Origin of the sequence: Agarivorans sp. QJM3NY_30, from assembly GCF_050870855.2 — a bacterium.
Lineage (GTDB): Bacteria > Pseudomonadota > Gammaproteobacteria > Enterobacterales > Celerinatantimonadaceae > Agarivorans.
This window is the reverse complement of record NZ_CP194038.2, coordinates 3319049-3344342: the sequence shown is the minus strand read 5'-3', so window position 1 is coordinate 3344342 and position 25294 is coordinate 3319049. Positions and strand designations below refer to the sequence as shown.

27 protein-coding genes are annotated in these 25294 nt (G+C 45.9%); 8 read left to right on the top strand and 19 right to left on the bottom strand.

Annotated features, from left to right (window positions below):
- Nucleotides 1-132: 132 nt before the first annotated feature.
- From ACRRSX_RS15210 to ACRRSX_RS15185, 6 genes are all read left to right on the top strand, one after another.
- On the top strand, nt 133-1014 hold the full coding sequence (locus ACRRSX_RS15210) for a LysR family transcriptional regulator (RefSeq protein ID WP_432452357.1): 882 nt from the start codon (nt 133-135) through the stop codon (nt 1012-1014).
- A gap of 93 nt (nt 1015-1107) precedes the next feature.
- The gene (locus tag ACRRSX_RS15205; protein WP_432452358.1) at nt 1108-2100 is read left to right on the top strand and encodes a transposase; all 993 of its coding nucleotides are present in this window, start codon (nt 1108-1110) and stop codon (nt 2098-2100) included.
- A gap of 704 nt (nt 2101-2804) precedes the next feature.
- Nucleotides 2805-3779, top strand: a complete 975-nt coding sequence (locus tag ACRRSX_RS15200) for an alpha/beta hydrolase family protein (RefSeq protein WP_432452359.1) — start codon at nt 2805-2807, stop codon at nt 3777-3779.
- Nucleotides 3780-4124: 345 nt separating this feature from the next.
- On the top strand, nt 4125-4751 hold the full coding sequence (locus tag ACRRSX_RS15195) for a DJ-1/PfpI family protein (protein ID WP_432452360.1): 627 nt from the start codon (nt 4125-4127) through the stop codon (nt 4749-4751).
- Between the two features lie 281 nt (nt 4752-5032).
- A complete protein-coding gene (locus ACRRSX_RS15190; RefSeq protein WP_432452361.1) occupies nt 5033-5440 on the top strand; it encodes a GFA family protein in 408 nt (135 codons plus the stop codon).
- A 714-nt stretch (nt 5441-6154) separates the two neighbouring features.
- A complete protein-coding gene (locus ACRRSX_RS15185) occupies nt 6155-6679 on the top strand; it encodes a phosphoribosyltransferase (protein ID WP_432452362.1) in 525 nt (174 codons plus the stop codon).
- 286 nt (nt 6680-6965) lie between these two features.
- Here ACRRSX_RS15185 and ACRRSX_RS15180 read toward each other — a convergent pair whose 3' ends face one another.
- From ACRRSX_RS15180 to pduA, 19 genes are read right to left on the bottom strand one after another with little or no spacing between them, the layout of a single operon-like run.
- Complete coding sequence (locus tag ACRRSX_RS15180; RefSeq protein ID WP_432452363.1) at nt 6966-8147, bottom strand: acetate/propionate family kinase; 1182 nt, start codon at nt 8145-8147, stop codon at nt 6966-6968.
- Nucleotides 8148-8158: 11 nt separating this feature from the next.
- Nucleotides 8159-8596, bottom strand: coding sequence for a EutP/PduV family microcompartment system protein (locus ACRRSX_RS15175; protein ID WP_432452364.1), 438 nt, complete (start codon nt 8594-8596; stop codon nt 8159-8161).
- Nucleotide 8597: 1 nt separating this feature from the next.
- On the bottom strand, nt 8598-8945 hold the full coding sequence (gene eutS, locus ACRRSX_RS15170; protein ID WP_432452365.1) for an ethanolamine utilization microcompartment protein EutS: 348 nt from the start codon (nt 8943-8945) through the stop codon (nt 8598-8600).
- A 19-nt stretch (nt 8946-8964) separates the two neighbouring features.
- Nucleotides 8965-9513, bottom strand: coding sequence for a BMC domain-containing protein (locus tag ACRRSX_RS15165; protein WP_432452366.1), 549 nt, complete (start codon nt 9511-9513; stop codon nt 8965-8967).
- A gap of 3 nt (nt 9514-9516) precedes the next feature.
- Nucleotides 9517-10914, bottom strand: a complete 1398-nt coding sequence (locus ACRRSX_RS15160) for a 4Fe-4S dicluster domain-containing protein (protein ID WP_432452367.1) — start codon at nt 10912-10914, stop codon at nt 9517-9519.
- On the bottom strand, nt 10911-12026 hold the full coding sequence (locus tag ACRRSX_RS15155) for a 1-propanol dehydrogenase PduQ (RefSeq protein WP_432452368.1): 1116 nt from the start codon (nt 12024-12026) through the stop codon (nt 10911-10913). The genes ACRRSX_RS15160 and ACRRSX_RS15155 overlap by 4 nt, the downstream gene beginning before the upstream one ends.
- Before the next feature lie 21 nt (nt 12027-12047).
- Nucleotides 12048-13448: an aldehyde dehydrogenase family protein gene (locus ACRRSX_RS15150; RefSeq protein ID WP_432452369.1), complete on the bottom strand. Its 1401-nt coding sequence runs from the start codon at nt 13446-13448 to the stop codon at nt 12048-12050.
- A 2-nt stretch (nt 13449-13450) separates the two neighbouring features.
- Nucleotides 13451-14488, bottom strand: a complete 1038-nt coding sequence (locus tag ACRRSX_RS15145) for a cob(I)yrinic acid a,c-diamide adenosyltransferase (RefSeq protein ID WP_432452370.1) — start codon at nt 14486-14488, stop codon at nt 13451-13453.
- A gap of 6 nt (nt 14489-14494) precedes the next feature.
- Entirely contained in the window at nt 14495-14782 is a 288-nt protein-coding gene (locus tag ACRRSX_RS15140) for a EutN/CcmL family microcompartment protein (protein WP_432452371.1), read from the bottom strand.
- A gap of 3 nt (nt 14783-14785) precedes the next feature.
- The gene (gene pduM, locus ACRRSX_RS15135; RefSeq protein ID WP_432452372.1) at nt 14786-15292 is read right to left on the bottom strand and encodes a PduM family microcompartment protein; all 507 of its coding nucleotides are present in this window, start codon (nt 15290-15292) and stop codon (nt 14786-14788) included.
- Nucleotides 15293-15306: 14 nt separating this feature from the next.
- Nucleotides 15307-15936, bottom strand: coding sequence for a phosphate propanoyltransferase (locus ACRRSX_RS15130; RefSeq protein ID WP_432452373.1), 630 nt, complete (start codon nt 15934-15936; stop codon nt 15307-15309).
- On the bottom strand, nt 15933-16631 hold the full coding sequence (locus tag ACRRSX_RS15125) for a BMC domain-containing protein (protein WP_432452374.1): 699 nt from the start codon (nt 16629-16631) through the stop codon (nt 15933-15935). The genes ACRRSX_RS15130 and ACRRSX_RS15125 overlap by 4 nt, the downstream gene beginning before the upstream one ends.
- Nucleotides 16632-16634: 3 nt before the next feature.
- Nucleotides 16635-17003, bottom strand: coding sequence for a glycerol dehydratase reactivase beta/small subunit family protein (locus tag ACRRSX_RS15120; RefSeq protein WP_432452375.1), 369 nt, complete (start codon nt 17001-17003; stop codon nt 16635-16637).
- A complete protein-coding gene (locus tag ACRRSX_RS15115) occupies nt 16990-18828 on the bottom strand; it encodes a diol dehydratase reactivase subunit alpha (RefSeq protein ID WP_432452376.1) in 1839 nt (612 codons plus the stop codon). The genes ACRRSX_RS15120 and ACRRSX_RS15115 overlap by 14 nt, the downstream gene beginning before the upstream one ends.
- 47 nt (nt 18829-18875) lie before the next feature.
- The gene (gene pduE, locus ACRRSX_RS15110; protein ID WP_432452377.1) at nt 18876-19394 is read right to left on the bottom strand and encodes a propanediol dehydratase small subunit PduE; all 519 of its coding nucleotides are present in this window, start codon (nt 19392-19394) and stop codon (nt 18876-18878) included.
- A gap of 13 nt (nt 19395-19407) precedes the next feature.
- Nucleotides 19408-20061 (bottom strand): propanediol/glycerol family dehydratase medium subunit, encoded by a 654-nt coding sequence (locus tag ACRRSX_RS15105; protein WP_432452378.1) that lies wholly within the window; start codon nt 20059-20061, stop codon nt 19408-19410.
- 11 nt (nt 20062-20072) lie between these two features.
- Entirely contained in the window at nt 20073-21737 is a 1665-nt protein-coding gene (pduC, locus tag ACRRSX_RS15100) for a propanediol dehydratase large subunit PduC (RefSeq protein WP_432452379.1), read from the bottom strand.
- 19 nt (nt 21738-21756) lie between these two features.
- Nucleotides 21757-22563 carry a propanediol utilization microcompartment protein PduB gene (gene pduB, locus ACRRSX_RS15095; protein ID WP_432452380.1) on the bottom strand — a complete coding sequence of 269 codons (807 nt, stop codon included), beginning with the start codon at nt 22561-22563 and terminating at the stop codon, nt 21757-21759.
- The gene (gene pduA / locus ACRRSX_RS15090; RefSeq protein WP_432452381.1) at nt 22563-22844 is read right to left on the bottom strand and encodes a propanediol utilization microcompartment protein PduA; all 282 of its coding nucleotides are present in this window, start codon (nt 22842-22844) and stop codon (nt 22563-22565) included. The genes pduB and pduA overlap by 1 nt, the downstream gene beginning before the upstream one ends.
- Before the next feature lie 583 nt (nt 22845-23427).
- On the opposite strand from pduA, the gene ACRRSX_RS15085 reads away from it, so the two are divergent.
- Both ACRRSX_RS15085 and ACRRSX_RS15080 read left to right on the top strand, forming a co-directional pair.
- Nucleotides 23428-24246 (top strand): MIP/aquaporin family protein, encoded by an 819-nt coding sequence (locus tag ACRRSX_RS15085; protein ID WP_432452382.1) that lies wholly within the window; start codon nt 23428-23430, stop codon nt 24244-24246.
- A 128-nt stretch (nt 24247-24374) separates the two neighbouring features.
- Nucleotides 24375-25289, top strand: a complete 915-nt coding sequence (locus tag ACRRSX_RS15080; protein ID WP_432452383.1) for a PocR ligand-binding domain-containing protein — start codon at nt 24375-24377, stop codon at nt 25287-25289.
- Nucleotides 25290-25294 lie beyond the last annotated feature (5 nt).

The following is a 25294-nucleotide window of genomic DNA, read 5'->3' as shown; positions in this document are numbered from 1 at the left end:
CCGATTTGATTGTGAAATCATCTTAAACTTGTCGATCTAATAAGAGAAATTAATTATAGTGATTAACTTGATAATAATTTCATATGATTAATATTCATATCGCTTAGCTTAGCCCACATAAAAGGTGAAACGATGCTGGATATCCATTGGCTTAAAACTTTTGTTACGTTGGCGGAATGCAAGCATTTTGGCAACGCTGCAATTGCATTGCATATGACTCAACCAAATGTCAGTTTACACCTTAAACAATTAGAGCAAGCTACTAGCGTTAAGCTCATTGAACGTAGCCCATTCCACTTAACTCAAGCGGGTGAACGCTTACTTGAAAGTAGCCAACGAACGCTACAAGAATTACAGGTTTGCCAAGCTGATCTTAATGCTCTCAATGATCTGAATAAAGGTACGATTACTATCGCGGCCAGCGACATTATCTCTCGTATGTTACTCATTGAAGCGTTTAAGTTGTTTAAAGGTGAGTACCCAGGAATCGATATCGTGTTATTAAATACCACGTCATCGCAAGCTTCTGAACTTGTTAGAAATGCTGAGGCTGACCTAGGGTTTGTTATCTCCCAAAAACAGACGCAACCATTGCATTTTGTTGAATTACAGCAGGTAAAGTGGGTTGCATTAGGCTTTGGGTTTGAACGAGGTACAGAGCAAGACAAAGAGTTAACCTTGATCTTGCTCGGTCATGATACCCGTACCAGAGATCTCATTGATAACGCATTACCTACGCTCAATTTAACTAATTATAGAGTGATGGAGGTTGGCAGCGTAGATGCGCAAATTGATTGGGCAGAAGCGGGGTTCGGAGTGGCTATTGTTCCAGAGTTTGCACTATCAACGCCGCGTTATCTCAAGTCATTAGTCACACCTTTAGCTGATTTTCCTACGACAGAGTTGGGTTACATTGTTCGGCAAAACCAGATTTTATCCAAAGCCATCAAGCAACTTCTTCATTGGGTGAATCAAGGAATTACCTTGTTGCAAGAGAATCGAAACGAATATTAATCACTATGGAATAATCATGACACCCACCTCAACTAACGAAACGCTATTAATAGTCTAAACTATCAATAGTGGTTTATTTGGGGAGTTATTATTATGCCTCGGTCAAGACGCTCGCAGGTGAGCTTATCGGATACACTCTACTATCATTGTGTTTCCCGTTGTGTTCGACGGGCGTTTCTGTGTGGCGAAGACAAGGTAAGTGGTAAAAGCTATGAGCACCGCCGCCAGTGGGTCGAGGATTATCTACTCAAATTGGCGTCGGTGTTCGCCATTGATGTTTGTGCTTATGCTGTCATGAGTAATCATACCCACCTCGTGCTACATGTTAATCCGCAACAAGCAGAAGCCTGGTCAATGGATGAAGTCTTAGAACGCTGGCATAGCTTGCATCAGGGCACCTTACTGACTCAGATGTATCTCAACCTTGAATTACGTCCGCAGTTGAGTGAGGTGCAACTACAAGCCATTCGCGCCACCGCCGAAGTGTATCGGACTCGCCTGTATGACTTAAGCTGGTTTATGCGCCATTTAAACGAACACATTGCGCGAGCCGCCAATCAAGAAGACCAATGTACCGGTCGATTTTGGGAAGGACGCTTTAAATCCCAAGCGCTTTTGGATGAAGCCGCCCTCATGGCGTGTATGGCTTACGTAGACCTAAACCCCATCAGAGCCAAGATGGCGAGCACACCAGAGGACTCTGCCCATACCAGCGTACAGCGACGAGCAAAAGCAGCTCAGCTAAAACAAGCCCAGGCAACAAACCTGTTTCCCTTTGTGGGTAACCCAAGAGAGCCGATGCCCCAAGGCTTACCCTTTGAGCTGAAAGACTACCTTGAGTTAGTCGATATGACTGGACACATGGTAAGAGAAGATAAACGGGGTGACATCGACAGTGGCGAAAGTTCCATCATCCAACGCTTAGGGATAAATGAAGCACAGTGGCTGACTTTAAGCGGTGAGTTTGAACGGCACTTTTCTGGCGCAGTCGGTCAAGAGCGCTTGCTCAGACAATATCATCGGCATATGGGGCATCAACGAACGGCCGGTTTAAGTTGCAGCAAACGTTTGCTAAACCGCGCTTAAGCGCGAGCTTACTTTCGAACTATGTCTGAACCATCAGCCTTGTATGGGGGGATACCTTGCCTTGCTGAGGCGCACATTGGCCCAGAAATCACCAAACTGAGTCACCTACTGTGAATTTACCCATTGATCGGCATGACAATAGCCTGAGGACTAAATGATTGCAGTGGTGTTCACTTCACTAACGCTGTTACTGTCCCTGTAGTTTTTATCATGGATGTCCATACTTCGTACTTCACTTCACTAACGTTGTTACTGTCTTTGTGTTTTTATCATGGATGTCCATACTTCGCTTGTCAACGAACGGCCGGTTTAAGTTGCAGTAAACGTTTGCTAAATCGCGCTTAGGCGCGAGCTTACTTGCGAACTATGTCTTAATCATCAGTATTGTATCGGTGGTGATACCTTGCTGAGGCGCACATTGGCCCAGAAATCACCAAACTGAGTCACCTACTGTGAATTTAGCCGTTAATCGGCATGACAATCGCCTCAGAACTAAATGATTGTAGTGGTGTTCACTTCACTAACGTTGTTACTGTCCCTGTAGTTTTTATCATGGATGTCCATACTTCGTAAAATGATTGCAGTTGTGTTCACTTCACTAATACTGTTACTGTCCTATAGTTTTTATCATGGATGTCCATACTTCGTATTTATCATGGATGTCCATACTTCGCTTGGTTGGATATCGTCTTTAGGAAAGAGCAATGCAATTTACAATGATGCTCCTCGCTGTTGTACTCTGTTTTACAGCATCCATCGCGCATTCCGTTGGTATAAAAAAAATAGTAGTTCCTGCTGATAACAAAGGCCCTGCAATAAACGCCGTGCAATGGTCACCATGCTCTAGCGCCTCAGGTGAAATACTGGCCGGACCGTTTGTTCTTCTTGGGGTTCGTGATTGTCCCGTTGCTGGAGAACACTTGCCTCTCATTATTATTTCACATGGGTTTGGCGGGTCGAGCCTCAGCCATCATGACACAGCAACAGCTCTCGCTAATGCAGGCTTTATAGTGGTGTCACTCAACCATCCTGATGATACATCTACAAATAAAACAAGATTTCATAATCTTAAAGCTTTGATTACTCGCCCGATGGATGTCAAACGGCTCATTAACTTCATGCTAACCTCATCACCAGACGCAGCATCAATAAACCCAAATTCTATTGGTTTTTTTGGCTTTTCACGTGGTGGTTATACCGGTCTTGTCCTAGCAGGGGCGGTTCCTGATTTTGAGAAACTACTCATTCCATGTTCCGACAGGACCGGCGCAACGTGTGACCATGCAAACATAAAGCAATTACCTATGTTACCCCCCAGCAGCGATCCTCGGATCATGGCTTATGTGATTGCCGATCCTTTGAGCAATATCTTTGCAACATCAGACAGTTTGAAACATATCACTAAGCCAATCGAGCTCTGGGCATCTCAAGAAGGGGGGCATGGTGTGTCCCCAAAAGATGTTCCCGCTATCGCGCATAATCTGCCCATGAAGCCAACTTTCCATCTTGTTCCCAATGCAGGCCATTTCTCTTTTTTGACCACATGTCCCCCCAAGTTAGCTAAAACATTACCAGAGCTTTGTATAGACAAACCAAATTTTGACCGAGCCGCTTTTCACAAAAAATTTAACACCGATATGATTTATTTTTTTCGTAAAAATCTAATTAAAGTCCCGTAACTCATGTTTGGAAAAACGACCAAGCCCTCTAAGTGCATATATAACTAAATAATACTCAGCTTCTAACTGGTGAACGTCACTTTCGTAGTGACTAAAACCCTGCCTTGTTGGATTTAATACGGTCGAAGATCTGAGCTTGTGAACTGCTATGCTTCAGTCATTCGGCAACTTGAATAAATCTCTTGCGCGTATCTAAGCCTATGAAAATCATGGTATCGTTGTTCAGATTGCCTACATGATTAGTCGTTTGCACACGAATCATGGCTCTGGCTTCAAACTAAACCCCCCGAATATGGAGGCTAGCACCTCGAGCGGGCATTATGTCTAGATGTATAGGAGATAATTATGAATTTTGGCATTCTTGTATTTGATCAGGTAGAAGAACTCGATTTTGTCGGGCCGTGGGAAATGCTCACGATGTGGCGAAAAAATGCCAACGGTCCAGAAAATTGCATCATTGTGAATGAAACGCTTGACCCCGTTACTTGTGCAAAGGGTTTGTCGATCAACCCACATGCTTCATTTTCATCTTGCCCGCCGCTTGATTATTTACTTATTCCTGGAGGTGAAGGTACACGAACTGAAGTTGATAACCCGGTGCTAATCGATTTCGTTGCCAATCAAGCAAAGAACTGCAAGGCGGTTTTATCGGTTTGCACAGGATCTTTTGTGCTGCATGCCGCGGGGCTTTTGTCTGGCAAAAAGGCAACCACTCATTGGCAATCATTGGAACGTTTACGGGCACTTGGTGATGTTACCGTGGTTGAACAGCGCTACGTGCAAGACGGTAATGTCTGGTCTTCTGCGGGGGTTTCCGCTGGCACAGATTTAATGCTGGCTTTCATCGCAAATGTCGCTGGTGAAACCACCGCGGGACAAATACAGTTTGCCGCAGAATATTACCCCTCTTCGGTCAAGTACGGGGGGTTTGAGAACCACGAAAAAGCGCCCGGATATCTAAGAAAAACCTAACAAATGGCTAATTCGGACTTGGTCGTAGCTCCGGTTGAGTAGACACCTCATTCAAATAAGATGAGGTGTTTATGCCCGCTTATAAAACAGATCAAAAGTTTGAGCGATATTTTTAGGGTGGCATTTTTGTCTACATAACACGTTGAGGTGTCCTACATCTCGCAGCAGAGCGATTGGTTTTAAAGTGAGCCACTGCTGCGTATATAGTCATCGTAAATGGTGGGTTATTTATATTACTGCTAATATTACTGCCTTTTCTTTGGTTGATTAGAGATATCAAAATGTCGCATTCAGAAACTAGCTGTCTTTGTGGTGCTGTAAAAATTACCGCGGAGGAAATCAATCCTAAATTCACGGTGTGTCATTGCCAATCATGCCGAACTTGGGGTGGGGCTCCGTTCTTTGCTGTTAAGTGCGGTACGAAAGTTAAAATTGAAGGGGAAGATAAAGTAAAAATGTATGCGTCGTCCTCTTGGGCATCTCGGGGTTTTTGTACTGAGTGTGGTACTCACTTGTTCTACAAATTTAAAGAAACTGGTGAATACAATATGTCACTAGGTTTGTTCTCTGAATTGGAAGGGCTGGAAATGGATATGCAGTACTTTAGTGATATGCGGCCGAGTTACTACTGTTTTTCAAATGAAACTAAAGAAATGACAACCGCTGAAATAATGGCTTATTTCTCATAAAAATGTAGCTAAAAGATTAACGATACCTAGCATAAGACAATCTTAAGTGAGCGGTTTGGATACAGCTTACCATGGCTGCTTTTTCTTTGTTCCTTTGTGATGACCTGATGTTGAGCGTTAATTTTATAGGAGTATCATGTTTGATCGAGTTGCACTTCAAAGTCTGTAAAAGACTTCTATGATAATAAAGACAGTATGCATGGATTGGCGCATATTACTCGACGGTTTACCGAGGCTAGCAAACTTGCATCTAACAGAGACTATTGCCAGCACGTTTTACTATTAGGCGTATTTTTCCATAACATATTTAACGAGCATCAAGCTATTCTAGCTGAGTTGATTGACTCAAAAGGATTGAGCTGTGAGCATATTCCATTGATTACCTGCGAAGTTCTCGAATCAATAGCTCACTCAATTCCAAAATCAATGGGAGGGCTACTTCTGTATGATGCTGATTTGAATTTACCCAGCAATTTACTCAGGTAATAGCAATCTGATCCATTATATGATCAACTTGCTGCGCAGAATAAATCTGTAGATAACGAGGCATGAAGAGCTGTAAGTAGTGGCTCTAATGACAAGATACATCACCCAGTTAGCGCTGATTTAGGCCAGTAAGAATCAACAGATAATGAGTTAGACAGGTATAACATAGGGCTAAACCCTAACGCTATTGTTGCAGTTCTGTCTAATAAAACAGAGAGCGTACTTCAGATGAAAAGCGAACATATTGGAGAGTTAGTATTAAACGAGGCTCAGATCCAAGACGGCGTTAAAATTGTGGCGAGTAAACTCAATGCTCAATTTCAAGATGCGGTGATCATCAGCGTTGTTCCGGGCGGCATTTTATTTACGGCTGATTTAGTGCGGCAGTTAATGTTTGAGCTGAGTATGGATTATATTTCTTGCCCGCATACACCCGGTGATCGCAGTAATGCCTCAAAAATTGTTTATCATCAGAATATTTGTATTGAAGGCAAGCATGTAATTGTTATCGATGATGCGATTGAATCTGGCGGTACCATGAAACGCTTGATCCAGCATTTATCGGATCACTATAAAGCGAAGTCCTTATCCATCGCTACGCTGTTTGTTAAACCGGGTCGAGAAATTATCGCGGTGCCGCAATATTTTGCTTATGAAATGCCAAATGATGACTTGCTGGTTGGATACGGCTTGCCTTGGCAAGATAAATTAAGAAATGTGCCTTATTTGTCCAAGTTGGTGAAAGGATACTAAAGCTATCTGCTAGGGCTGGGATTAGCAAACTGTGCTGGTAATGTCTGGGAGCTGAATCGGCGGTTGGGTCGTAAGTGCCATGCTTTCATCAAAACAGGCTAAAACCTCATGCTTATTTTTGCGATTCATCGCTATGCCAAGGCGCTGGAAGGTATGCCTGTTTACCTAAACGCTGTTGTTGAAGTTTTGTGAGCAAAAAAGTCAGAGCGCCAAACGTGCTCTCAAGCGATGTGTGAAGGTTGGCAGCCAGCCCCAAAAGGCTGGCTGGTATTAAGATCTTAGGTTCTTATAAGGCCATGGTTTGTCGCGCCATCATCAGTTCTTCATTGGTATTGATCACGGCTAAGGCAATCTTTGAATCAGCCTGATGGATAAAGCGTTGGCTACTGGCATTTTTTTCTGGGTCTAGCTTCATTCCGAGGGCTTGCAGGTTTTGACACACGGCTTGGCGTATTGATGCCGAGTTTTCGCCGATGCCACCAGTAAATAAGATCACATCCACGCCCCCCATCTGAATCATGTAAGCCCCAATAAAATCACGGATCCGCTGTACAAAAATATCGATGGCTAGCTGGGCGCGTTGATTGCCCTGCGCGCCAGCTTGTTGAACGCTGCGACAGTCATTGGACACCCCAGAGATCCCTAATAAGCCAGACTCACTATTCATGATGTGATTCACCTCATCCAGACTAAGTTGATGCTTTTTAGCAATATAAAGCAGAATGGACGGGTCTATGTCACCGCAGCGCGTCCCCATGGCAAGCCCAGCCAGTGGTGTAAAGCCCATTGAAGTATTTACCGATTGACCATTTTCGATGGCGCAAATGCTAGCGCCGCTACCTAAATGACAGCTGATAATTTTAAGTTGCTCAACTGGGCGTTGCAGTTGTTTGGCACACTCTTGGCTCACGTAGTGATGGCTGGTGCCATGAAAACCATAGCGGCGGATTTGGTCTTCTTGGTAGAAGCGATAAGGCAGCGCATACAAGTATTGCGGTTTTGCCATGGTTTGATGAAAGGAAGTATCAAATACTGCCACTTGTTTACAATTGGGCAAACGCAGGCGCATCGCTTTAATAAAAGCAAGGTTTACTGGATTATGTAGCGGCGCTAGCTCACATAAGTCAGTGAGTTTTGCGATTACTTCTTGATCGATACGTACCGATTGCTTGAAATGGTCTCCGCCATGCGCAACTCGATGGCCAACCCCATCAATGTCATCTAAACCGGTCAATATTTTGAGACTTAATAGTTGTTCCAGTAAATAGTCGATGGCTTGTTGAGCATCGTCGAGTTGGATATTGTTCGCTTCAAGTTTTTGTTGATGGTATTCCATGACAAATAGCGCATCTTCTTTGCCTATTTTATCAATCATGCCTTTGGCGATGATCCGCTCTTCTGGCATTGAATAAAGTTGAAACTTTAGGGTTGAGCTACCCGCATTAATCGCGATTATGTTGTGCTTCATGGTTCTTTCCGTTAACTCCAGTTGAGGTATTGGCGAAGTTGGTGAATACCAACATGCTGGTAAGAGGATGTTTTAAATAGGCAGCTAACACCGGCATTTTCCAGTTGTTGTTGGGCTGCTTCAGTGGCAGAGGTCGCTAAGGTGTCAACTTTAGTCACCACGCCTATCACCGGCTTATTAAAAGCGGAGGCAAATTGGGGCGCAAAAATACTGTAGGGGTTGCTGGCGCTTTGGACAAAGGCAATCACATCAGCATCGTAAGAAGCATTGATTAAGGCGCTATAGAGGCGTGGGTTCTCCAAGTATTCACCGGGCGTATCGATGGCACTCGACACAAAGTCTAAGGTTTGAGTCTTTTGATAGTGCAGTGGTTGTTGCTGTAAGCTTTGGATCAACGTGGTTTTGCCACATTCACTTTGGCCGATTAACATCAATCGTTTCGGCATCATTTTAAGTCCGCGTGAGTTGGCAAGCACTGAATTTCATCATGTCACCAAGGGTGTATATGACTTGTTTTAAGGCATATTCTACTGATGAGACATCACCAGTGATCACCACCGAACCGGTGAATCGGTCGACAAAGCCGAGTTCGATGGCCCCAGATTTTGTGGCGATGTCTCCTGCGATAATGGCGGCCTCACTGGGCGTGATGGTCATAATACCAATGGCATTAGACTGATTGTTTAAGCCCAATTTTTTATAAAGCATTTTATTGGGGTTCGCGATGAGGTGCACCAGGGTGATTTGTTTACCCGGTACATACTCTTGAATGACGCGCTCTTTGCTATCGTTTTGCATGATGGAAATCCTTTTGCGTTTATAGCAAGCTTTGCCATAGGGCTTTATCGGGCTTAGGTATAACGCAGTTTTGTACCAGTAAACCCTGACTGCCGGCATCTTGGGAAGCCGAGGTCACTGCGGTTTTTACATCGGCAATTTCGCCGTTGAGCACCATGTAGCACTTTCCGCCAATACCAAAGGCCATATGGATCCTTACCAGTTGTACATTGGCCGATTTCACCGCACTGTCGGCGGCGGTGATACAGGCTGCAACACTGTAGGTTTCAACCACTCCCACGGCTTTTTTATGATTCACTTCACTCACCCCACTCAGGGCAGGCAAGACCGAAGCGTGTATGTTAGCGATCACAAAGCTATCGACACAAAGATGGCCACTGGCATGTTTGCCGTTTTCTACCGCTTGCTTGACTGCGCCAATTTCCCCGCCCACCAATACGATGTATTTACCGGGGCAGATGGTTTTGGCCAACAATAATTCAACATTGGCACTTTTTAGCATAAGGTCGCTGGCTTCTATGCCTTTGGCGATACTACTGAGTTCAACTAAGCCAATTGCGTGATACATGTGTTATTCCCCTACGATGTGAATGCTGCTGGTCGAAACCTGACGAACGGTACCCGCTAGGCTGGCATGAATGGCGACGCCTAAGGTTTGCTCATCGGGCATGGCGATGCATTGGCCCTGGCTGACACTATCACCAACCTGAACAATGGGGGTTGAAGGTTGCCCAATATGTTGTTGCACCGGGATGATGACTTGCTTAGGCTGCCAGTTTAAAGGCTGCAGCGGCGCGTCGTGATTGTAGGCCTCTAAGTTTAATCGTGAGACCAAACGTTTAATCGGCACAAAACGATAGTCAATCATTGGGTCTGCTGGATGAAGTTCGCCCTCATATTTCATCCCCTGTTGTCTAAATTGCTGCTTGAGCATCCGATTGACTCGCATTGGTGAAATCTCAACCGGGCAGGCATAGGCTTCGCAAATACCACATTCAGAACAGGTCAATGCAGATAATAAGACCGAAGGTTGCGCCACTTTTTCATAACACACAGCTTTAACGATTTCGCTAGGTGATAATTCATGGCCCACCAAGTGTCTTGGGCAAAGCTCGGTACACATCCGGCATTGCTCACATACATTTCGAGCCATATTCATAATGGCGTCTAAAGACCGGGTTTGGCGTTGGATGAGAATATGATCTTGCGGCAGTACTAGCAGGCCACCAGTGGTTTTAGTGACTGGTTGATTGAGATCTTCAATCATTTTGCCCATCATTGGGCCGCCAACAATGTAAGCTGGATTGGCGATGCTCGCGCCTCCAGCCAAATTGAGCACTTCGGCCAAACTAATCCCAATCGGCACGGTTACCGTGAGTGCTTTGTTTACGGCACCATTCACGGTTAAAGTACGTTGAGTCACGGTTTTATCTTGTTCCAAGGCATCCGCGACTTGCATCAGGGTTTGCACATTATTCACCAATACCCCAACGCTAATTGGCAATGCCGCAGGTGGCACTCGCCGTCCGGTAGCAAACCAGATGGTAATCACTTCATCCCCTGCGGGATAAACATCGGGCAAGATGTGGATCCGAATGTTGTCCGGCAGTTGCGGTGTGAGTGCATTAATGGCAGCTTGATACTTCTGTTTGAGAGCGATAATGCCCTGTTTGGCGCCAGTCAGAAACATCCCGTAGAGTAGTCCTCGGATCAGCTTGTCTGGGTGTTGTGCCATTAATTGTTGATCTACTTTTAACATCGGCTCACATTCTGCCGCATTCACTAAGAAGATCTCTGCCTTGGCTTGTAGCTTCACGTAAGTTGGAAAGCCCGCGCCGCCGGCGCCCACGATACCTGCTTGACGAACTTGTTTTAGCATCTGCTCTGAATTAGTTTGAGCAAGCGTTTTTTCGACGATCTGCTGATTGGCGTCGGTCATTTCAGCAACCGTAGTGGAAGCATTACTCATAAGATCGCCTCTACAATATGTCGAATGTCTTTATCGCTCACCGCACAAGGATTAGTACTGAGTGTACTATCGGCATGGGTGGCACTAATGATGGTGGCTAGTTTTTCCTTCACTTTGCTTTCATAGATCCCCAACTTGCGCAGCGACGATTTTATTTTAAGCTGTTGAAGAAGTTGATTTATATGAAAAATCAACTGATTGACGGCTGCCATATCGTTCAGTGATTTGGGGCTGAGTTGGCAATGTTTCGCCAGTCTGGCGTAGCGCTTACGGGCACGAATGTCCTTGGCGTTATGCCGGATCACATGCGGCAGTAAAATTGCGTTGGCTAAACCATGCGCCAGCTTAAACTGACCGCCCAATTGGTGAGCAATAGCATGGTTCAGTCCCAGTCCGGCCTGACTAAATGCCATACCAGCCATGCTAGAGGCGTTATGCACCTTGTTCCGAGTGGCGATGCATTGGCCGTTCACATAGGCCGTTGGTAAGTATTGAAAGATGGTTTGTACTGCTTTCTCAGCCAAGGCATCGGCAAAATCGTTGGCATCTTTAGATACATAGGCTTCAATGGCATGAGTGAGTACATCCATGCCGGTATTGGCGGTGATCTCAGCGGGGACGGTTAGCACCAATTCGGGATCGAGGATCGCAATGGTTGGGAAAATACTGGGATGAAATAGTGGATATTTTATCCCTTTTTGCTTGTCGCTAATCACGGTTGCCGAAGTCACCTCCGAGCCCGTGCCACTAGTCGTTGGGATCGCGATGCAAGCTTCCAAAGGCAGGCTCTGGCTTTGTTCCACAAAAAAGCGGATCGCTTTGGCGGCGTCAATCGCCGAGCCGCCACCAAAGCCAATAATGATTTGAGGTTGTATTTTCTGTAGTTCAGCGATCCCCTTGACGATGGTCGAGATATCCGGATCGGCAGTGATCTCTGAAAATAGAAAGAGCTGATTATGCTGCTCCAACAACCCGGCTAAACGTGTATACAAAGGGCTGGTGGCTAAAAAGCCATCACAGACAATCCAGATCTTTTTATTTTTGAAACGCTTTAGATATTCGAGGCTGCCAATGCCACTGTATACCCGAGTTTTAACCGAAAACTTTTTCATGAGCCTATCTCTTAACATCAATTAGCGAATGGAAAATCCGTTATGCAGCACACAACGACGACTGCGAGCAAAGCTTCTTGCCGAAGTGGTTCCTTCACCCGTTGGAGTGGCAATCGTAAAGGTGGTGAAACCCTCTGCGCCGACTCCAATCCCGCCGTAAGAAGGACCATTTTTAACGAAAATAGAGGTTTGCATCATCTGGGCAACTTTGTTTAAGCGAGAGACATTTTGTGAATGCATGATCGCGGTATGATGTAAGTTGTTTTCAATGCGCAGAGAAAGCGCTAAGCCCGCTTCAAAGTCTTTCACACGAACTACTGGCATCACTGGCATTAACTGTTCTTCCAGCACAAATAAGTCATTTGCTTCGGCTTCAAAAATTACCAGTTCTGGTTCTTTTTCGGGGCAATGAATACCGGCAGCCTGCAAAATAGCTGCAGGGCTTTTACCAACAAACGCTTTATTCACGGTGGTCCCTTTAAAACAGGTATCGTGCAAACGCTGAATATCTTCAGGCTTGCTCACCAAGTAAGCGCCAAAGGCCTGCATTTGTTGGATCAATTGGTCGGCAACACTGTCGACCACCACCACCGATTTCTCTGCAATACAAGGCAGGTTGTAGTCCAGAGAAGCGCCCGCTACGATACTTTGAGCCGCATTAATAATTTCTGCGGTTTCGTCTACCAAACAAGGAGGGTTACCGGCACCTGCACCAATCACTTTTTTACCAGTTTTCATGGCTGAGGCGACAATCGCTGGGCCACCGGTGACTGCTAATAAGGCGATATCGGGGTGGGCCATCATGGCTTGAGTCGCTTCAATGCTCGGCTGTTTGGTGGTCACCACCAGATTGCGAATACCACAAGCTTTAAAGGCAATCGCTTCCATTTTTTGAATTAACCACAGTGATACTTGTTTGGCTCCGGGGTGAGGCGAGAAGTACACGGTATTGCCCGCTGCCAGCATGCTAATACAGTTATTGATAATGGTTTCGGTAGGGTTGGTACTGGGAGAAATAGAGCCAATGACACCGAAAGGTGAGTATTCAAATAACACCATACCGCCGTCACCAGTGAGCGCTTGAGTTGTTAAATCTTCCACCCCTGGGGTATTATCTAAGGCTGCTTGATTCTTTAGGATCTTGTGTTCGCTACAACCCATGCCGGTTTCGGCCGCCGCATCAGCAGATAGTTTAGGGATCAGCGGTGCAAGCTCTTTGCGAAAGGCATCGATGATCGCACTACGGGTTTTTAGCGGGCATTGTTGGTAGCGCTTGTAAGCTTGACTTGTTGCTTGAATGGCACAGTCAACATCATCAAATAGCGCGATGCTTCCGCTGTCGTTCGATTCTGGGCTTGGCGCTTGCGCAAATTTTTCGCTGATAATACTGCGAACGATGTTTTCTAATTCCATTGTGTCCATTGTTATTTATCCTCTAAATCTAAACCATGGATCGCTGCGAGAGCGATATCTATGTCTTGTGTGACGCTGCCACCGCTAATGCCGATGGCACCGATTAATTGGTGTGCTTGATACAAAGGGAAACCACCGCCAAAGGTGACGATTTTGCCATCGCAAATGGTTTCCAATTGATACAAATCTTGGCCCGGTTGAACTAGGGCGGAAAGCTGATGGGTTGGGCTTTTTAGGGCGATCGCACTATAGGCTTTCTTTGGTGCCAATTCGCTGCTCACCAATAGGGCGTCAGGCATCCGGTAGCTCATGATCATATTGCCGTGTTGATCCACAACGGCAATCACGATCGGTACTTGATGTTTCAAGGCTGCAGCAACGGCTTGTTGCATGATGCGATGCACGGTAACAAACCCTAGAGAATGTTCAGCCAGCTTAACCGATGCATTTTCTGGCAGAGTGTCGGGGGTTGATGTGTTGGTACTGGCCTTGAGGTATTCAGCAATCACTCGTTCAACCACTTCACTATATAAAACTTGCTGATCTTCGAAGCGAGCGATGGCATACAACAGATCAGACAAGCGATTGATGTATTTCAGCAACAGTGGTCGTAGCTCGGTGAATTGGGCAAGCTCAACCAAACGTCGTTCGGCGCGGCGTGCAATGGTTCGGCTAACATGAAGTCGACTACCTGCTTCAGAGCTACCGGGCAATACGAAACTGTTGACTGGGGGGAGGGCAGACATACAGCGGTCAATGGCTTGTTCCATGGCCGTGATATGTTCGGCCTCCAGCAAGCGTTGATTGGCTTTTATTGGACTGTTATCGGCACTAGCAACTTCGGCACCTAAGTAAAATAGTTGGTGTTCAATCGCTTCTATCAGCTGGATGTTACTGGCATCTCGCATCGCTTTGCTGGCCAGGCTCAGGCTCGCATTCAGTTCGTCTACGGTGCCGTAGGCATCGACTCTGATGTCTGATTTATGCACTCGCACGCCGCCCACTAATGAAGTTGAACCAGCATCGCCTTTTTTGGTGTAAATACTCATCGCAGGCTAGGCTCCTTGTTGATAACTGAGGGAGTCGACGATGCCGCAAACGGCTAAATCAACCGCTTCGTTGGCTCCATCCACAATCATTCTGGCGGATGAACTGCGGGTGACAAATACCAATTCACCTTCGCCTGCACCAACACAATCCACGGCGATTTCATCTGACCATTCGGGATTCGCTCGCTGTTGTTGGTCACCATTCACTCGGCGTACGATTAGCAACTTCTTACCCACTAAAGACGGTGATTTTTGAGTCGAAACAACGGAACCGACGACTTTTGCTAATTGCATGATTTACTCCGTTTTAATCAGTTGAATATGACGTTGAACCAAGTAGTCCTTGGCTAACTGCGTGACTAAACTCAGCTTGGGCGTGACCAGCCATTTTCCGTTGAGTTGCGCGACATGCTGGTAACTAATTAGTGCCCGAGTGTCTAGATGAATGGTTGCGCCGTGCTGATCACTCAGCGCAACTGGCAATACACTTAAGCCTTGGATCGGCAGTGCTGGGAGCAGCTGTTGATGCACGCTGATGTTGAGTTTGATGCCATAGGCAAAGGCATCTAACAGAGTCATCACGGCTGCTGGCGTCACTTGGCGTTTGCCCGCGGATGCCAGTTGTTGCAAAAACTGTAAATCGGCTAAGCACAAGGCTAAATGGCTGTGACAAGCATAAGTAGACGCCGATAGGCCCTTGGCTAAGATATCGAGGTCGACTTGATAGATTGAGCCTTCCCTTTGCTGAAGTTGTTGCAGCACGGCATCGACCAAGTAGCTTATGTTTAAGGCTTGAGTACTCACACTAGACTCCATGCTTACTTGAGCAAAATCGCGAAGGCGGAACCACTGCCAACATCGGCGGCATTGGCCTCATCGGTATCGATATGCATTTCAAGCTTCATATCGGGAGAAACGCGAATGGCTACATCATCAAAGATTGCTTTGCGCTGGGTGCCTTCAATGGCAATTTTCACAGAATCGCCGTCTTCTACTTGATAGAGCAGGGCATCGACTGGCGACATATGGATGTGGCGTAGGGCCACAATGACACCTTGTTCCAGCATTACTTCGCCGAATTCACTGACCAGTTTGACGCCAGGCGTGTCTTTGAGCTGCCCAGATAAACGCAAGGGCGCTTTTACCCCAATGCTACGGGCATCGGTGGCCGATAATTCCACTTGAGTTTTACTGCGCAATGGGCCGAGTACTCGTACCCTTTCAATGCAGCCTTTAGGACCGCAAAGGGTGACGATTTCTTCGGCGGCATACTGACCGGGTTGCAGTAACATCTTTTTGACCGTTAAATCACGGCCAGGAAATAGTTGTTGAAAATCGGCTGCTGCAAGATGAATATGACGGTTAGAAATACCGACCGGAATTGGCCGATTGCGCATTTCAAGCATCACATTTTCAATGGTTTTTCTGACGAGTATTTCGTCAATCATTTCACTTTTCCTCCATTAATACAGTCTCGTCTTGGCTCGCCTTTTTTTCTTGGACAAGCGATGTCGTGACATAAGTTACAGCTGGCGACTTGTGCCGACTCGGCTTGTTGATTTTGTTCGGTATCGAGTTCCGTTGCTGCTAATTCTGGCGCTTGTTCAGGCTGTTCAGTGTTTGTAGCGGCTGGCTCTGCTGTTGGCTCAAGCGGCTCTGTGCTTGCAGTGACTGGCTCCGTTGTTTGCTCAGGCAGCTCTGTGCTTGCAGTGACCGGCTCCGCATGTTGCTCCGGCAATTCTGTGACGACAGCGGTTGGTTCCACTGTTGGTTCTGGCTGGTCAATGATTGCAGCGGTAGGGCTTGCGGCTTTGGTCACACGACTCGCTTTCACTTTATTGGCAGCTGGCGCGGCTTTTGGCTTAGCGGGAGTGGGTAATGTCATCGCCAGCAGCTTCACGTCTGGGCGAGACAAAACTTTTTTCGAGACTAAACCACCACATTTTTCAGCGAGGGCTGCGCCAGTGCTAATGGCTGCTTGTACTGCTGCAACATCACCGGTAATTTTGATCAATGTCCAGCCAGAGCCCTTGCTGCTTTCCACATCTGCGATGCGAATAGCAGCCGATTTGGCCATGGCATCGGCAGTATTGATGGCGAGCGCTAATCCTTTCACTTCTAATAAACCGAGAGAGACTTTCACCTGTTATTCTCCTTGCTGGTAAAGCGTGTTCTTAAACGGAATACCTTTGACTAAACGTGCCGCATTGCTCCCCAACTCTCTGAGTTGACTTGGTGGCGGTGTGGGCGTTAATTGCGCTCGAAACAAAGGTTGCTGTTCGGGTAAGTTACGATGATGTACGATCAATTCCTGTGATGAGCAGGCAATGCCCACCGCCAGCGCTGATGCTTGTGCAGCACGATAGGCTCGATGGTTTATTTGCGGTTCATCATCATGGCGAATTTGGTAGGGGATCCCTTCTTCTTCAATCCCTAAAAGTACTTGTTGCCATGTTTCTGGAAAGTCAATTTCCGAACTACATATCAAGATGCTGGGCTTGTTATTCAATGTCATTGGTGGGGGCTCTTTTAGCTAAAGACAAAATTAAACCCGTGGCAACCGCGTTGCGTGGCCCTTCACAGCCACGAACATTGCCTTGGCCTGCAACCAGTTGGTAATGGGCAAGGGCGTCGGTCACTAATTGTGGCACTTCGAAGTCGAGTGAAGAGCCGCCGACCAAAACCACGAAAGGTATATCGCGAATGTTGCCCGTAGGGCTCACGGACTTGAGAGCGCGCAGAGAATTCGTGACAAAAACCCGAGATTTAGCGCTTTGCCGGATGGCCTTCACTTTTTCTAAAGTGAGTTCACCATCAAGCGGGATAAAGTTGTCTTCTTTGACCACCACCACTCGGGCAAAAACTTCCGAAGGCAGCGCTTTATCGAAGAATTGAACTGAGCCATCTTCGTGACGAATATGGAATAGGCTTTCGACTTTCGCGAGCGGATAACGTTTGATGTCTTCGGCTAAGTAGCGGTCTTGTAAATCCAATTCAGCGGCAATGATCATGGTGACCATTTCACCAGCACCCGCTAAGTGGATGGCAATGATGTCGCCTTTGCCATTTATGATGGAGGCATCGGTAGAACCCGCGCCTAAGTCGAGGATCGCCATCGGTTTATCGGTACCAGGGGTAGTGAGTGCACCTAAAATAGCTGCTTCGGCTTCGGCCCCTCCAATTTGTACCTCGATGTTTAGGGTGTGATGGATCTCTTCAGCGATGCGGGCCATCTGTAGATGATCTGATTTCACCATGGAGGCGATACCCACGGCATGCTCTAAGGAAAATTCACCAGCCAGACCGCCTTGTACATTCATGGGGACAAAGGTATCAACCGCCAGTAAGTCTTGAATAAATACTTCGTTGCTGGGTTTATTGGTGAGTTCGGCCATGGTTTGGCGAACATTCTCTAACATGCCACCAATGTTGGTGCCAGCTTCACCGGAAGCGTTATCTAAGTGTTCAAATGAGGTAACAGCGTCCATGATCGCTTCGCTACCTTGGGTAATATCAATATTGAGACTACGACCGCGACTAAATAAGGAAAGTTGTCCAGCGGGAATGGTCCGCGCTTTCACATCGCCTTTGGGCGTTTTAACCACCACCGCCGAACGCGTACCAATTAAGGCGCGCGCTACCGGCACCACGCTTTTGGTCTCTTCGGCACTGAGTGAAAATAGGGTGGCAATTCCATAAGGATTGGCCAGAGTTTTAATCACTTGGCCTTGCTGGGCAACTTCAATTGCGGCGCGCATCCCCATCGGGATTTTCTCAATGAAGCTGACCTCGTCAACGATTGGAATCACTTTGTCGAGGCGGTTATTGACCAACACGCCATCGTCATTTTGTAGAATTGCACCGACAATCTGGTAACCCGCTTGACTGGCGGCATTGATCATCTGGGCGGCATCGGCAAAGTCGATATTTTTTGGCACTACCAGCAGATAAGGTTCTGAACTGTCGCGCTTTAATAATTCATCAAAGGTAATCGTGATGCCTACGCCAACCCCTAAACCGCCAGGCGTTTTAGGGTTGTGGCCGATCATGGTTGACTCGGTGATGATGGTTTCGGTAATCATCTCCATGGCAACATCACCGATCACCGGCGTGGCTTCGTTAATACGGATAAGATTAAGATCCTCGAGGGCGATCCCAGCTTTGGCGACTAATTGATTTAGCGCTTTATAAATCCCCATGAGGTTTTGTTTAGTGCCTTTGATCCCAGTCGTTTCGGTAATCGAAGCACAGATGAACTGCACCTCATTACCCTCACTTTGTTTTGCTAAAGTGACTTCTGTGGATGAGTTGCCAATATCAACACCAACAATGTAGCTCATAATCTTTCCGTTTTTATTTTCAAATAATCTGTCGAATGAAAAAGAAATTAGTTGTCGCCTTTCAGTTTCTTTCTCGGTACGTAGAGTTCTGCAGCTTCTCTAACAAAATCGGCACAGATTTTTGCTTGGTACTTGCTCTCTAACTCTTGAGCAATGTCCATTAGCTCTTGCTTGCTTGAGCGGTAGGGACGCAGGGCATTGTAAATATCTAATACCTTGTCATCGGGTACCGCGGTGAGTTCAGCGGCACGCTCGAAGTTGAGCGCGAGTCGATCACGCCCAGCATCTCTTGCGACCTCAGCCTGAATTCTTAAAATTTCAGGGGTGATCCGCATGTCCTGATTGGTTACCGAGCCGTTTAACACGTTGGCAAGCGTGATGTCTTCGGCGGTTTTACCGGTTGGGGTTTTGATCCAGTCAGGATGTTTGGTGACTAAAGGGTAATCATCCACTGTGACTCCGCCGGAACTCTTCGGTGTTGCACTGGCACTCGGTATCGAGGCTTGCTGGTTGGTCATTTTTTCCAGCACGTCTCGAACCATTGATTCAATCGCTTCTGAATTCATTTCATCATCCTTATTAAACGGCAACTTTCAGTTCGACGGCTTTTTTACCAGTCACCACATGTTTGGTTTCTTTGATATGTAAGACTGCAGATTTGGCTTGATACTTAGGTCGCGCCATCTGATCGTTCATGGTAGGCACCGGTTGTGGTGTTTCACCTTTTGCATATTTGGCGGCGTTTTTACCTATGTGGCGATAGGTTTCCTGGGTGAGCAAAGGTGCCTGTGGAAATAGCTCTAAGTTAGAAAGTGGTGGCAAGCCTTTTTGGTGAATCACGGTGGTGCCCTTAGATTGGATCCCCACGCAAATACCAGAACCACATAACTCTTCACCTTCCACGGCAACAAAGGCCACATCCGATGATTTAAAGCAACGTACCACGCGCGCACTGAGACCTTCTTCTTCAATACCTGCAATCATTTCGCGTAAAATCGCTTGGTGCGGCACGCCAACAATGCTTTCGGTTTGTGATAAGCCAAAGGCTGGACCAACCGCAATGACAACTTCATCACGTTTGGTACTGATTTTTGCTTCGCCCATGTCTTGTAAAAAGCCTGAGCTTGCACGCTGATTCGGCGTGCTATCAAACGACACCGCTTGCGGCTGCGTTTGCATGTTGCCGATTACGTCTTCAATAATCTGACGCAATAGTTTTTCATTGATTTCCATAGTCAGCTTCCTTAATTAAACTCATTCGGGTCTAAGGCATTTGGAATGTTCTTCAACAGTTCCCAACGCTCACCTTCAAGTTGATAACCGGTACCGGGTCCGGCATAGTCATTGAGATGATTGACTGCAGAAAGGACTTGGTTGTCGCCAACGATGATGGCTGAGGTATGCAAGTAATCGCCGCTTAGTTTAGCTTTTTGGATATCCAACATATTTTGCGCGATATCTTCGAAACCGCCTTTTGCCAAGGCTTGCACTACTTCTAAACCCGTCCGGTTTTGATCAATGATTTCTTGTGCTGCTTTAATGTCTTCAACCATGTTGCGTTCTGGCATATCTTTAGAGCCGTGAGCGTAAGTAGCTGCCGTCACTTCTTCATCGGTGATGGCTGGTAGACCCATGCCTTTGAAGATGGCTTGTAAGGCGCGGGCAGCTTTGTTACGAGTCGCCACCACATCTTCTTCACGCACTGGGTTTAATCCGCCGTCAACTTTTAAGTCGCGTTGAATTACGTTGTAATCATCGAAATCTTCGGCATCTTCGTTAGAACCGGCAAACATGTTGTCGTAGTTTGGCGTTGCTGAATAACCAGAAGAAATAAAGTCAGTTCCAGGCAGAAACTGCATCAATAAACGCGCGGTACGGCGCATATCTGAGTGGGTAAAGGTTTGGTCGTTACTCGATGCACATTCTAAATCTAGCGCTGAACAAATTAAGTTTTCGGCCAATACTGCACGAATACCTGAAGGGACCGCTGAAGGAACACCAATACAGCTCACAGAGCCATTTTGTAAGCCTTGAACACCGGCTGCTTTGGTGATGTAGATACACCGCGCTTCCAGATATAGCATCGATTTGCCTTCGGCATAACCCATTTGAACTTCTGAGCCACTGCCAGAGGTAAAACGCATTTTTAGGCCACGAGAGGCATAAGAAGAGGCAAGAAAACCCTTCGACCAAGGCGTATCATCGCCGTCAGTAAATACCGGCTCTGTACCATAAACTGAAATAGTTTCGGCATAGCAGGTATGGCCTAACATGCCGAGCTTCAATTCGGTGGCTTCTTCTAATGAACATTGAGTTAATACCCCTGGACGGCCAACTTGTGAACCGACGAGTAAGGCAATGGCGTTAAACGGCGCGTAACGGGCAACCGCCACGGTGGTTTCTTGTTCATCAAAGCCACGTAATGCACCTTCGGCAGCATCCGCAGCAATTTGTACTGGGTTGTCTTTGATGTTGGTGACGTGAGCTTGTTGAGAAGGTGATTTTCTGGCGCGCATTTTCTGCATCGACATCATCATCTCAACTACATTCATATGTGACATTACCTGGACAATCTTGGCGGGTGTCATCGCGGTAGTCAGTGGCACAATTTCTTTGCGTGGCACATTTGGATCGCACAACATATTGGCGAGTTTCACCGAATCCATTGCCATCACTTTTTCAGCGTTGGCCAAGTTAATGCCGTAGCGGGCGATAAAATGGTCGATTAAATCGAAGTCGGCTTTGGTTTTGCCATCGAGCTCAACCACGTCACCATTGACTATTTTAATCGATGGTTTTGGATCATTCGGGCTATCCATTGCGATAAACCCTTCTTCGATCCACTCTTTCACAAAACCATCCTGGTTGACCGGGCGTTTTGCTAATGCTTCAAATCGTTTTGATTTCATGGAACAACCTCTGCGTGGCTTAGATGTAAGACGGACGATCGTTGCTTGGCTCGTCACCCATTGTTGCAAGTAGGGTTTTGCCAACTTCACGAGCTGAAATCACCGCTTGACGAACTGCGCCTGAGTCACCAGAAACCACTAAGATGGCTTCATTACTAAAGCTGGTTCCGTTGGCTGGGGAGCTATAAGCGACAGTTTCAACATTGGCTGATTTCACCGCTGTATCGGCCATCAATACGCCAACAGCCGCAGGGGCGCCAACAATGATGCCGCAGGCTTTTCCGAGTGGGGCTCCAAAGGCTTTCTCTAAGGCGTAACTGGCGCGAGCGCTGTATTGCAACTCAATATGACCGGCCTCATTGGCATATACATCGCCAAAGGTGCGGTCGAGTTCTTTAAGTGCGACTTCGATTGCGCGTCTTACGTCAGATACATCTTCGCCGCCAAATACGATTAAAGAACCATGACCTGCGCCACCTTTGGTATCGCGCGGTAGTTCAATGCTGACGACTTCAGTGTTGGTACTTTTTACCGCTTCATCGGCTGCCATAATGTGCGGGCCTGCACCGGTGCGGGCACCTAAAATACCGATAGAGCGGTAACGTTTCTCTAGCTTCATCGCGTCGAGTACTTCGTTATCGACATTCGCAATGACTAAGCCAATGGTGTCGCCAATTGCCGTACCGACAAATTCTGTTAAACCACAGGTTTTCTCGACCATTTTTTCGCCTCGTTGCTGGTTGGGTTGTGGAGGAGTTACATCCGTTTGATCATTTACTTTCGCCATCACCTGAGCCATGACGGTATCGACCAGGTTGCTGTTCATTATTCAAGTCCTTTTGGTAGAATTTTTTCTACGTCAGTATGGGGACGAGGAATTACATGAGTGGCGACGATTTCACCAACATTGGCCGCTGCAGATGAGCCTGCGTCAACGGCAGCTTTCACAGCACCCACATCGCCACGAACAATCACAGTGACTAAGCCTGAGCCAATTTTTTCGTAACCGACTAAATCGACGTTAGCTGATTTAACCATGGTGTCAGCGGCTTCAATTGCGGCGGTTAGTCCTTTGGTTTCAACCATTCCTAATGCTTCTTGTTGCATAATAAACCTCTATTTATATTTGCTATGTGTGAACAGACAGTAAAACTCTCGGCATTAATCTAGCCTTTGTTTAAGCAAAAAAATTGTCCATTTGAAGGTGTGGAATGGAAATAATCTGCGGTGCTGACAATAAAAATTTGTCATCAATTTGCAGGTTTAGACGGAATATAAAGGCTTTGCTCGTCATTCGGATAGGCGAATAAATCACTCAGTCCGACTTGTTGAAATCGAGACATTGGTTAAATAAATAGCGAAAACATGAGCTATACGACAATTAAAGAATTTGTTCATGACAAAAAAATAGCATCGGTGGCGTTGTGTTATCTCCATGAATATAAAAGATAAAAGTTAGGATGAGGTGTATTTAAAACAATTTTTTAGCATTCCTAAGGCGCAGAGTTACATTTACTTAGTGTATAGATGACAATTTATTAGCATGACATAAGATTATTCAGGATTAACATTAGCAGCGTGATTATTGGGTACCATCCATTTCTTGCTGAAACAATATAAATAACCAAAGCGATTAATTTATGGTGGTGCAAATTAAATTTTACTGAGAATACGAAGTGAAGGAATAGCTATGAAGGATTCATTAAAAGGCCAATGTATCGCGGAGTTTTTAGGCACTGGCTTATTTTTGTTCTTTGGCGCGGCTTGTTTATGCGCAGTCAAATTGGCAGGCGCACAATTTGGTTTATGGGAGATTTGTATTGTATGGGGCTTGGGGATTGCACTTGCAGTTTACTTAACCGCGGGAATTTCTGGGGCGCATCTTAATCCTGCGGTGACCGTGGGTTTATGGTTGTTTGCCAACTTTGATAAACAAAAAGTTGTACCTTACATTCTCGCCCAGGTCGCTGGTGCTTTCTTTGGGGTTGCGGTGTGCTATTTCATTTATGCGGATCTGTTTACGGTGTTTGAACAAAGCCATAATATGCTACGCGGCAGTGACGAAAGCCTGTATCTTGCGAGTATTTTTAGTACTTATCCACATCCCGATCTTCCGACTTGGCGTGCAGCCGCTGTAGAAGTGATTATTTCTGCGACCTTAATGGGTTTAATTTTAGCCTTAACTGATGATGGCAACGGCGTTCCCAAAGGGCCGCTGGCGCCGTTATTGATTGGGATCTTGGTGGCGGTGATTGGCGCTGCAACAGGCCCCTTAACTGGCTTTGCGATGAATCCAGCGCGTGATTTCGGTCCTAAAGTATTTGCCTTTGTGGCGGGTTGGGGAAAAGTGAGCTTTACCGGAGCACGTGAGCTTCCCTATTTTATTATTCCAATTGTGGCTCCGCTGATTGGTGCTTGTCTGGGTGGTGCTGGCTATCGCTACTTTATTACCCGTCATTTGGCCGATGATACCGAGACTGAAAAAGAGAGTGTTGTAGAAAGCGTTTAGCGTGATAAATATTTGGGTATCCGATGACTTAAATCAATGCTAAATCAAAGTTATAAATGTTCAATATTGTAAAGTCTGCGATGTTGTAATGGATGGTCATTCTAAATAAACAGGGAGTTGCTTAGACAATGAAACCAGATAGTTTTTTAGAATCTCAAGGTATTAATAAAATACTGCAAGATTTTGCCAATGCAACGGGCTTGGCGGTGGTATTGGTTGATATTGATGGACGTGAAGTGTCAGCCAGTTTTAACTTTACTGATTTTTGTCAACGGATCCGCCAGGACCCAGATTTATATGCCCGCTGTAAGAATAGCGATCGTTGTGGTGGTCTAGAAGCTTCTAAGGTGAATAAACCTTGTGTTTACCGTTGTCATGCGGGTTTGACTGATTTTTCAATCCCACTGGAGGTGAATGGGCACTTAGTTGGCTTTGTGCTTTGTGGTCAGGTTCGGGTGAATAACTTTGTATCTTTGGGTGATATTCAACCAGTGGATAAAAAATGGATGCAAAATGCCGAGTTAGTTGAAGATTATGAAAAAATCATCACGGTAGATTATCCCAAGTTATTTTCTGCAGCAGATTTATTAAAAACTTTGGTCGATGATTCAATTAAGAAACATTTGGATTTTGTGGTCATTAATGACAAGTATGATATAAAAAATATATTTAAATCGCATGATTCAAATCATTCTTATGATAGTAAAATAAAGAAAGCGGTTCGTTATATTGAAGCCCATTATTTTGAAGATATATCTTTAGAGGATATTGCTGATTATGTTTATTTAAGTCCACATTACTTTAGTAAATTGTTTAAGAAAGAAATGGGTGTGGGGTTTAATTCATACGTGAATCAGCAGCGTCTAATTGGTGCTAAAAAAATGCTACAGTATAGCGATTGGTCTATTTCTAGGATTGCTCACAATTTGGGTTACTCCTGCTCTAGCTATTTCTGTAAGGTTTTTAGAAATGCTTACAATATAACCCCTCAAGAATTTAGGAATAGTTTAAATCATGAGGGTGAAACGCTTGTTAATGTTTAGTTTTG

What these genes read in the sequence shown, in the direction of transcription:
- ACRRSX_RS15210 (WP_432452357.1), top strand. Translation starts at nt 133, where the DNA reads ATGCTGGATATCCATTGGCTTAAAACTTTTGTTACGTTGGCGGAATGC.
- ACRRSX_RS15130 (WP_432452373.1), bottom strand. Translation starts at nt 15,936, where the DNA reads ATGATTGACGAAATACTCGTCAGAAAAACCATTGAAAATGTGATGCTT.
- ACRRSX_RS15175 (WP_432452364.1), bottom strand. Translation starts at nt 8,596, where the DNA reads ATGATGCCGAAACGATTGATGTTAATCGGCCAAAGTGAATGTGGCAAA.
- ACRRSX_RS15165 (WP_432452366.1), bottom strand. Translation starts at nt 9,513, where the DNA reads ATGTATCACGCAATTGGCTTAGTTGAACTCAGTAGTATCGCCAAAGGC.
- ACRRSX_RS15080 (WP_432452383.1), top strand. Translation starts at nt 24,375, where the DNA reads ATGAAACCAGATAGTTTTTTAGAATCTCAAGGTATTAATAAAATACTG.
- pduA (WP_432452381.1), bottom strand. Translation starts at nt 22,844, where the DNA reads ATGCAACAAGAAGCATTAGGAATGGTTGAAACCAAAGGACTAACCGCC.
- ACRRSX_RS15105 (WP_432452378.1), bottom strand. Translation starts at nt 20,061, where the DNA reads ATGGAAATCAATGAAAAACTATTGCGTCAGATTATTGAAGACGTAATC.
- ACRRSX_RS15085 (WP_432452382.1), top strand. Translation starts at nt 23,428, where the DNA reads ATGAAGGATTCATTAAAAGGCCAATGTATCGCGGAGTTTTTAGGCACT.
- ACRRSX_RS15120 (WP_432452375.1), bottom strand. Translation starts at nt 17,003, where the DNA reads ATGACATTGAATAACAAGCCCAGCATCTTGATATGTAGTTCGGAAATT.
- ACRRSX_RS15160 (WP_432452367.1), bottom strand. Translation starts at nt 10,914, where the DNA reads ATGAGTAATGCTTCCACTACGGTTGCTGAAATGACCGACGCCAATCAG.
- ACRRSX_RS15185 (WP_432452362.1), top strand. Translation starts at nt 6,155, where the DNA reads ATGAAAAGCGAACATATTGGAGAGTTAGTATTAAACGAGGCTCAGATC.
- ACRRSX_RS15200 (WP_432452359.1), top strand. Translation starts at nt 2,805, where the DNA reads ATGCAATTTACAATGATGCTCCTCGCTGTTGTACTCTGTTTTACAGCA.
- ACRRSX_RS15145 (WP_432452370.1), bottom strand. Translation starts at nt 14,488, where the DNA reads ATGAGTATTTACACCAAAAAAGGCGATGCTGGTTCAACTTCATTAGTG.
- ACRRSX_RS15205 (WP_432452358.1), top strand. Translation starts at nt 1,108, where the DNA reads ATGCCTCGGTCAAGACGCTCGCAGGTGAGCTTATCGGATACACTCTAC.
- ACRRSX_RS15115 (WP_432452376.1), bottom strand. Translation starts at nt 18,828, where the DNA reads ATGAGCTACATTGTTGGTGTTGATATTGGCAACTCATCCACAGAAGTC.
- pduE (WP_432452377.1), bottom strand. Translation starts at nt 19,394, where the DNA reads ATGAATTCAGAAGCGATTGAATCAATGGTTCGAGACGTGCTGGAAAAA.
- ACRRSX_RS15150 (WP_432452369.1), bottom strand. Translation starts at nt 13,448, where the DNA reads ATGGACACAATGGAATTAGAAAACATCGTTCGCAGTATTATCAGCGAA.
- ACRRSX_RS15195 (WP_432452360.1), top strand. Translation starts at nt 4,125, where the DNA reads ATGAATTTTGGCATTCTTGTATTTGATCAGGTAGAAGAACTCGATTTT.
- ACRRSX_RS15180 (WP_432452363.1), bottom strand. Translation starts at nt 8,147, where the DNA reads ATGAAGCACAACATAATCGCGATTAATGCGGGTAGCTCAACCCTAAAG.
- ACRRSX_RS15140 (WP_432452371.1), bottom strand. Translation starts at nt 14,782, where the DNA reads ATGCAATTAGCAAAAGTCGTCGGTTCCGTTGTTTCGACTCAAAAATCA.
- ACRRSX_RS15190 (WP_432452361.1), top strand. Translation starts at nt 5,033, where the DNA reads ATGTCGCATTCAGAAACTAGCTGTCTTTGTGGTGCTGTAAAAATTACC.
- eutS (WP_432452365.1), bottom strand. Translation starts at nt 8,945, where the DNA reads ATGCAAAACGATAGCAAAGAGCGCGTCATTCAAGAGTATGTACCGGGT.
- ACRRSX_RS15155 (WP_432452368.1), bottom strand. Translation starts at nt 12,026, where the DNA reads ATGAAAAAGTTTTCGGTTAAAACTCGGGTATACAGTGGCATTGGCAGC.
- pduC (WP_432452379.1), bottom strand. Translation starts at nt 21,737, where the DNA reads ATGAAATCAAAACGATTTGAAGCATTAGCAAAACGCCCGGTCAACCAG.
- pduB (WP_432452380.1), bottom strand. Translation starts at nt 22,563, where the DNA reads ATGAACAGCAACCTGGTCGATACCGTCATGGCTCAGGTGATGGCGAAA.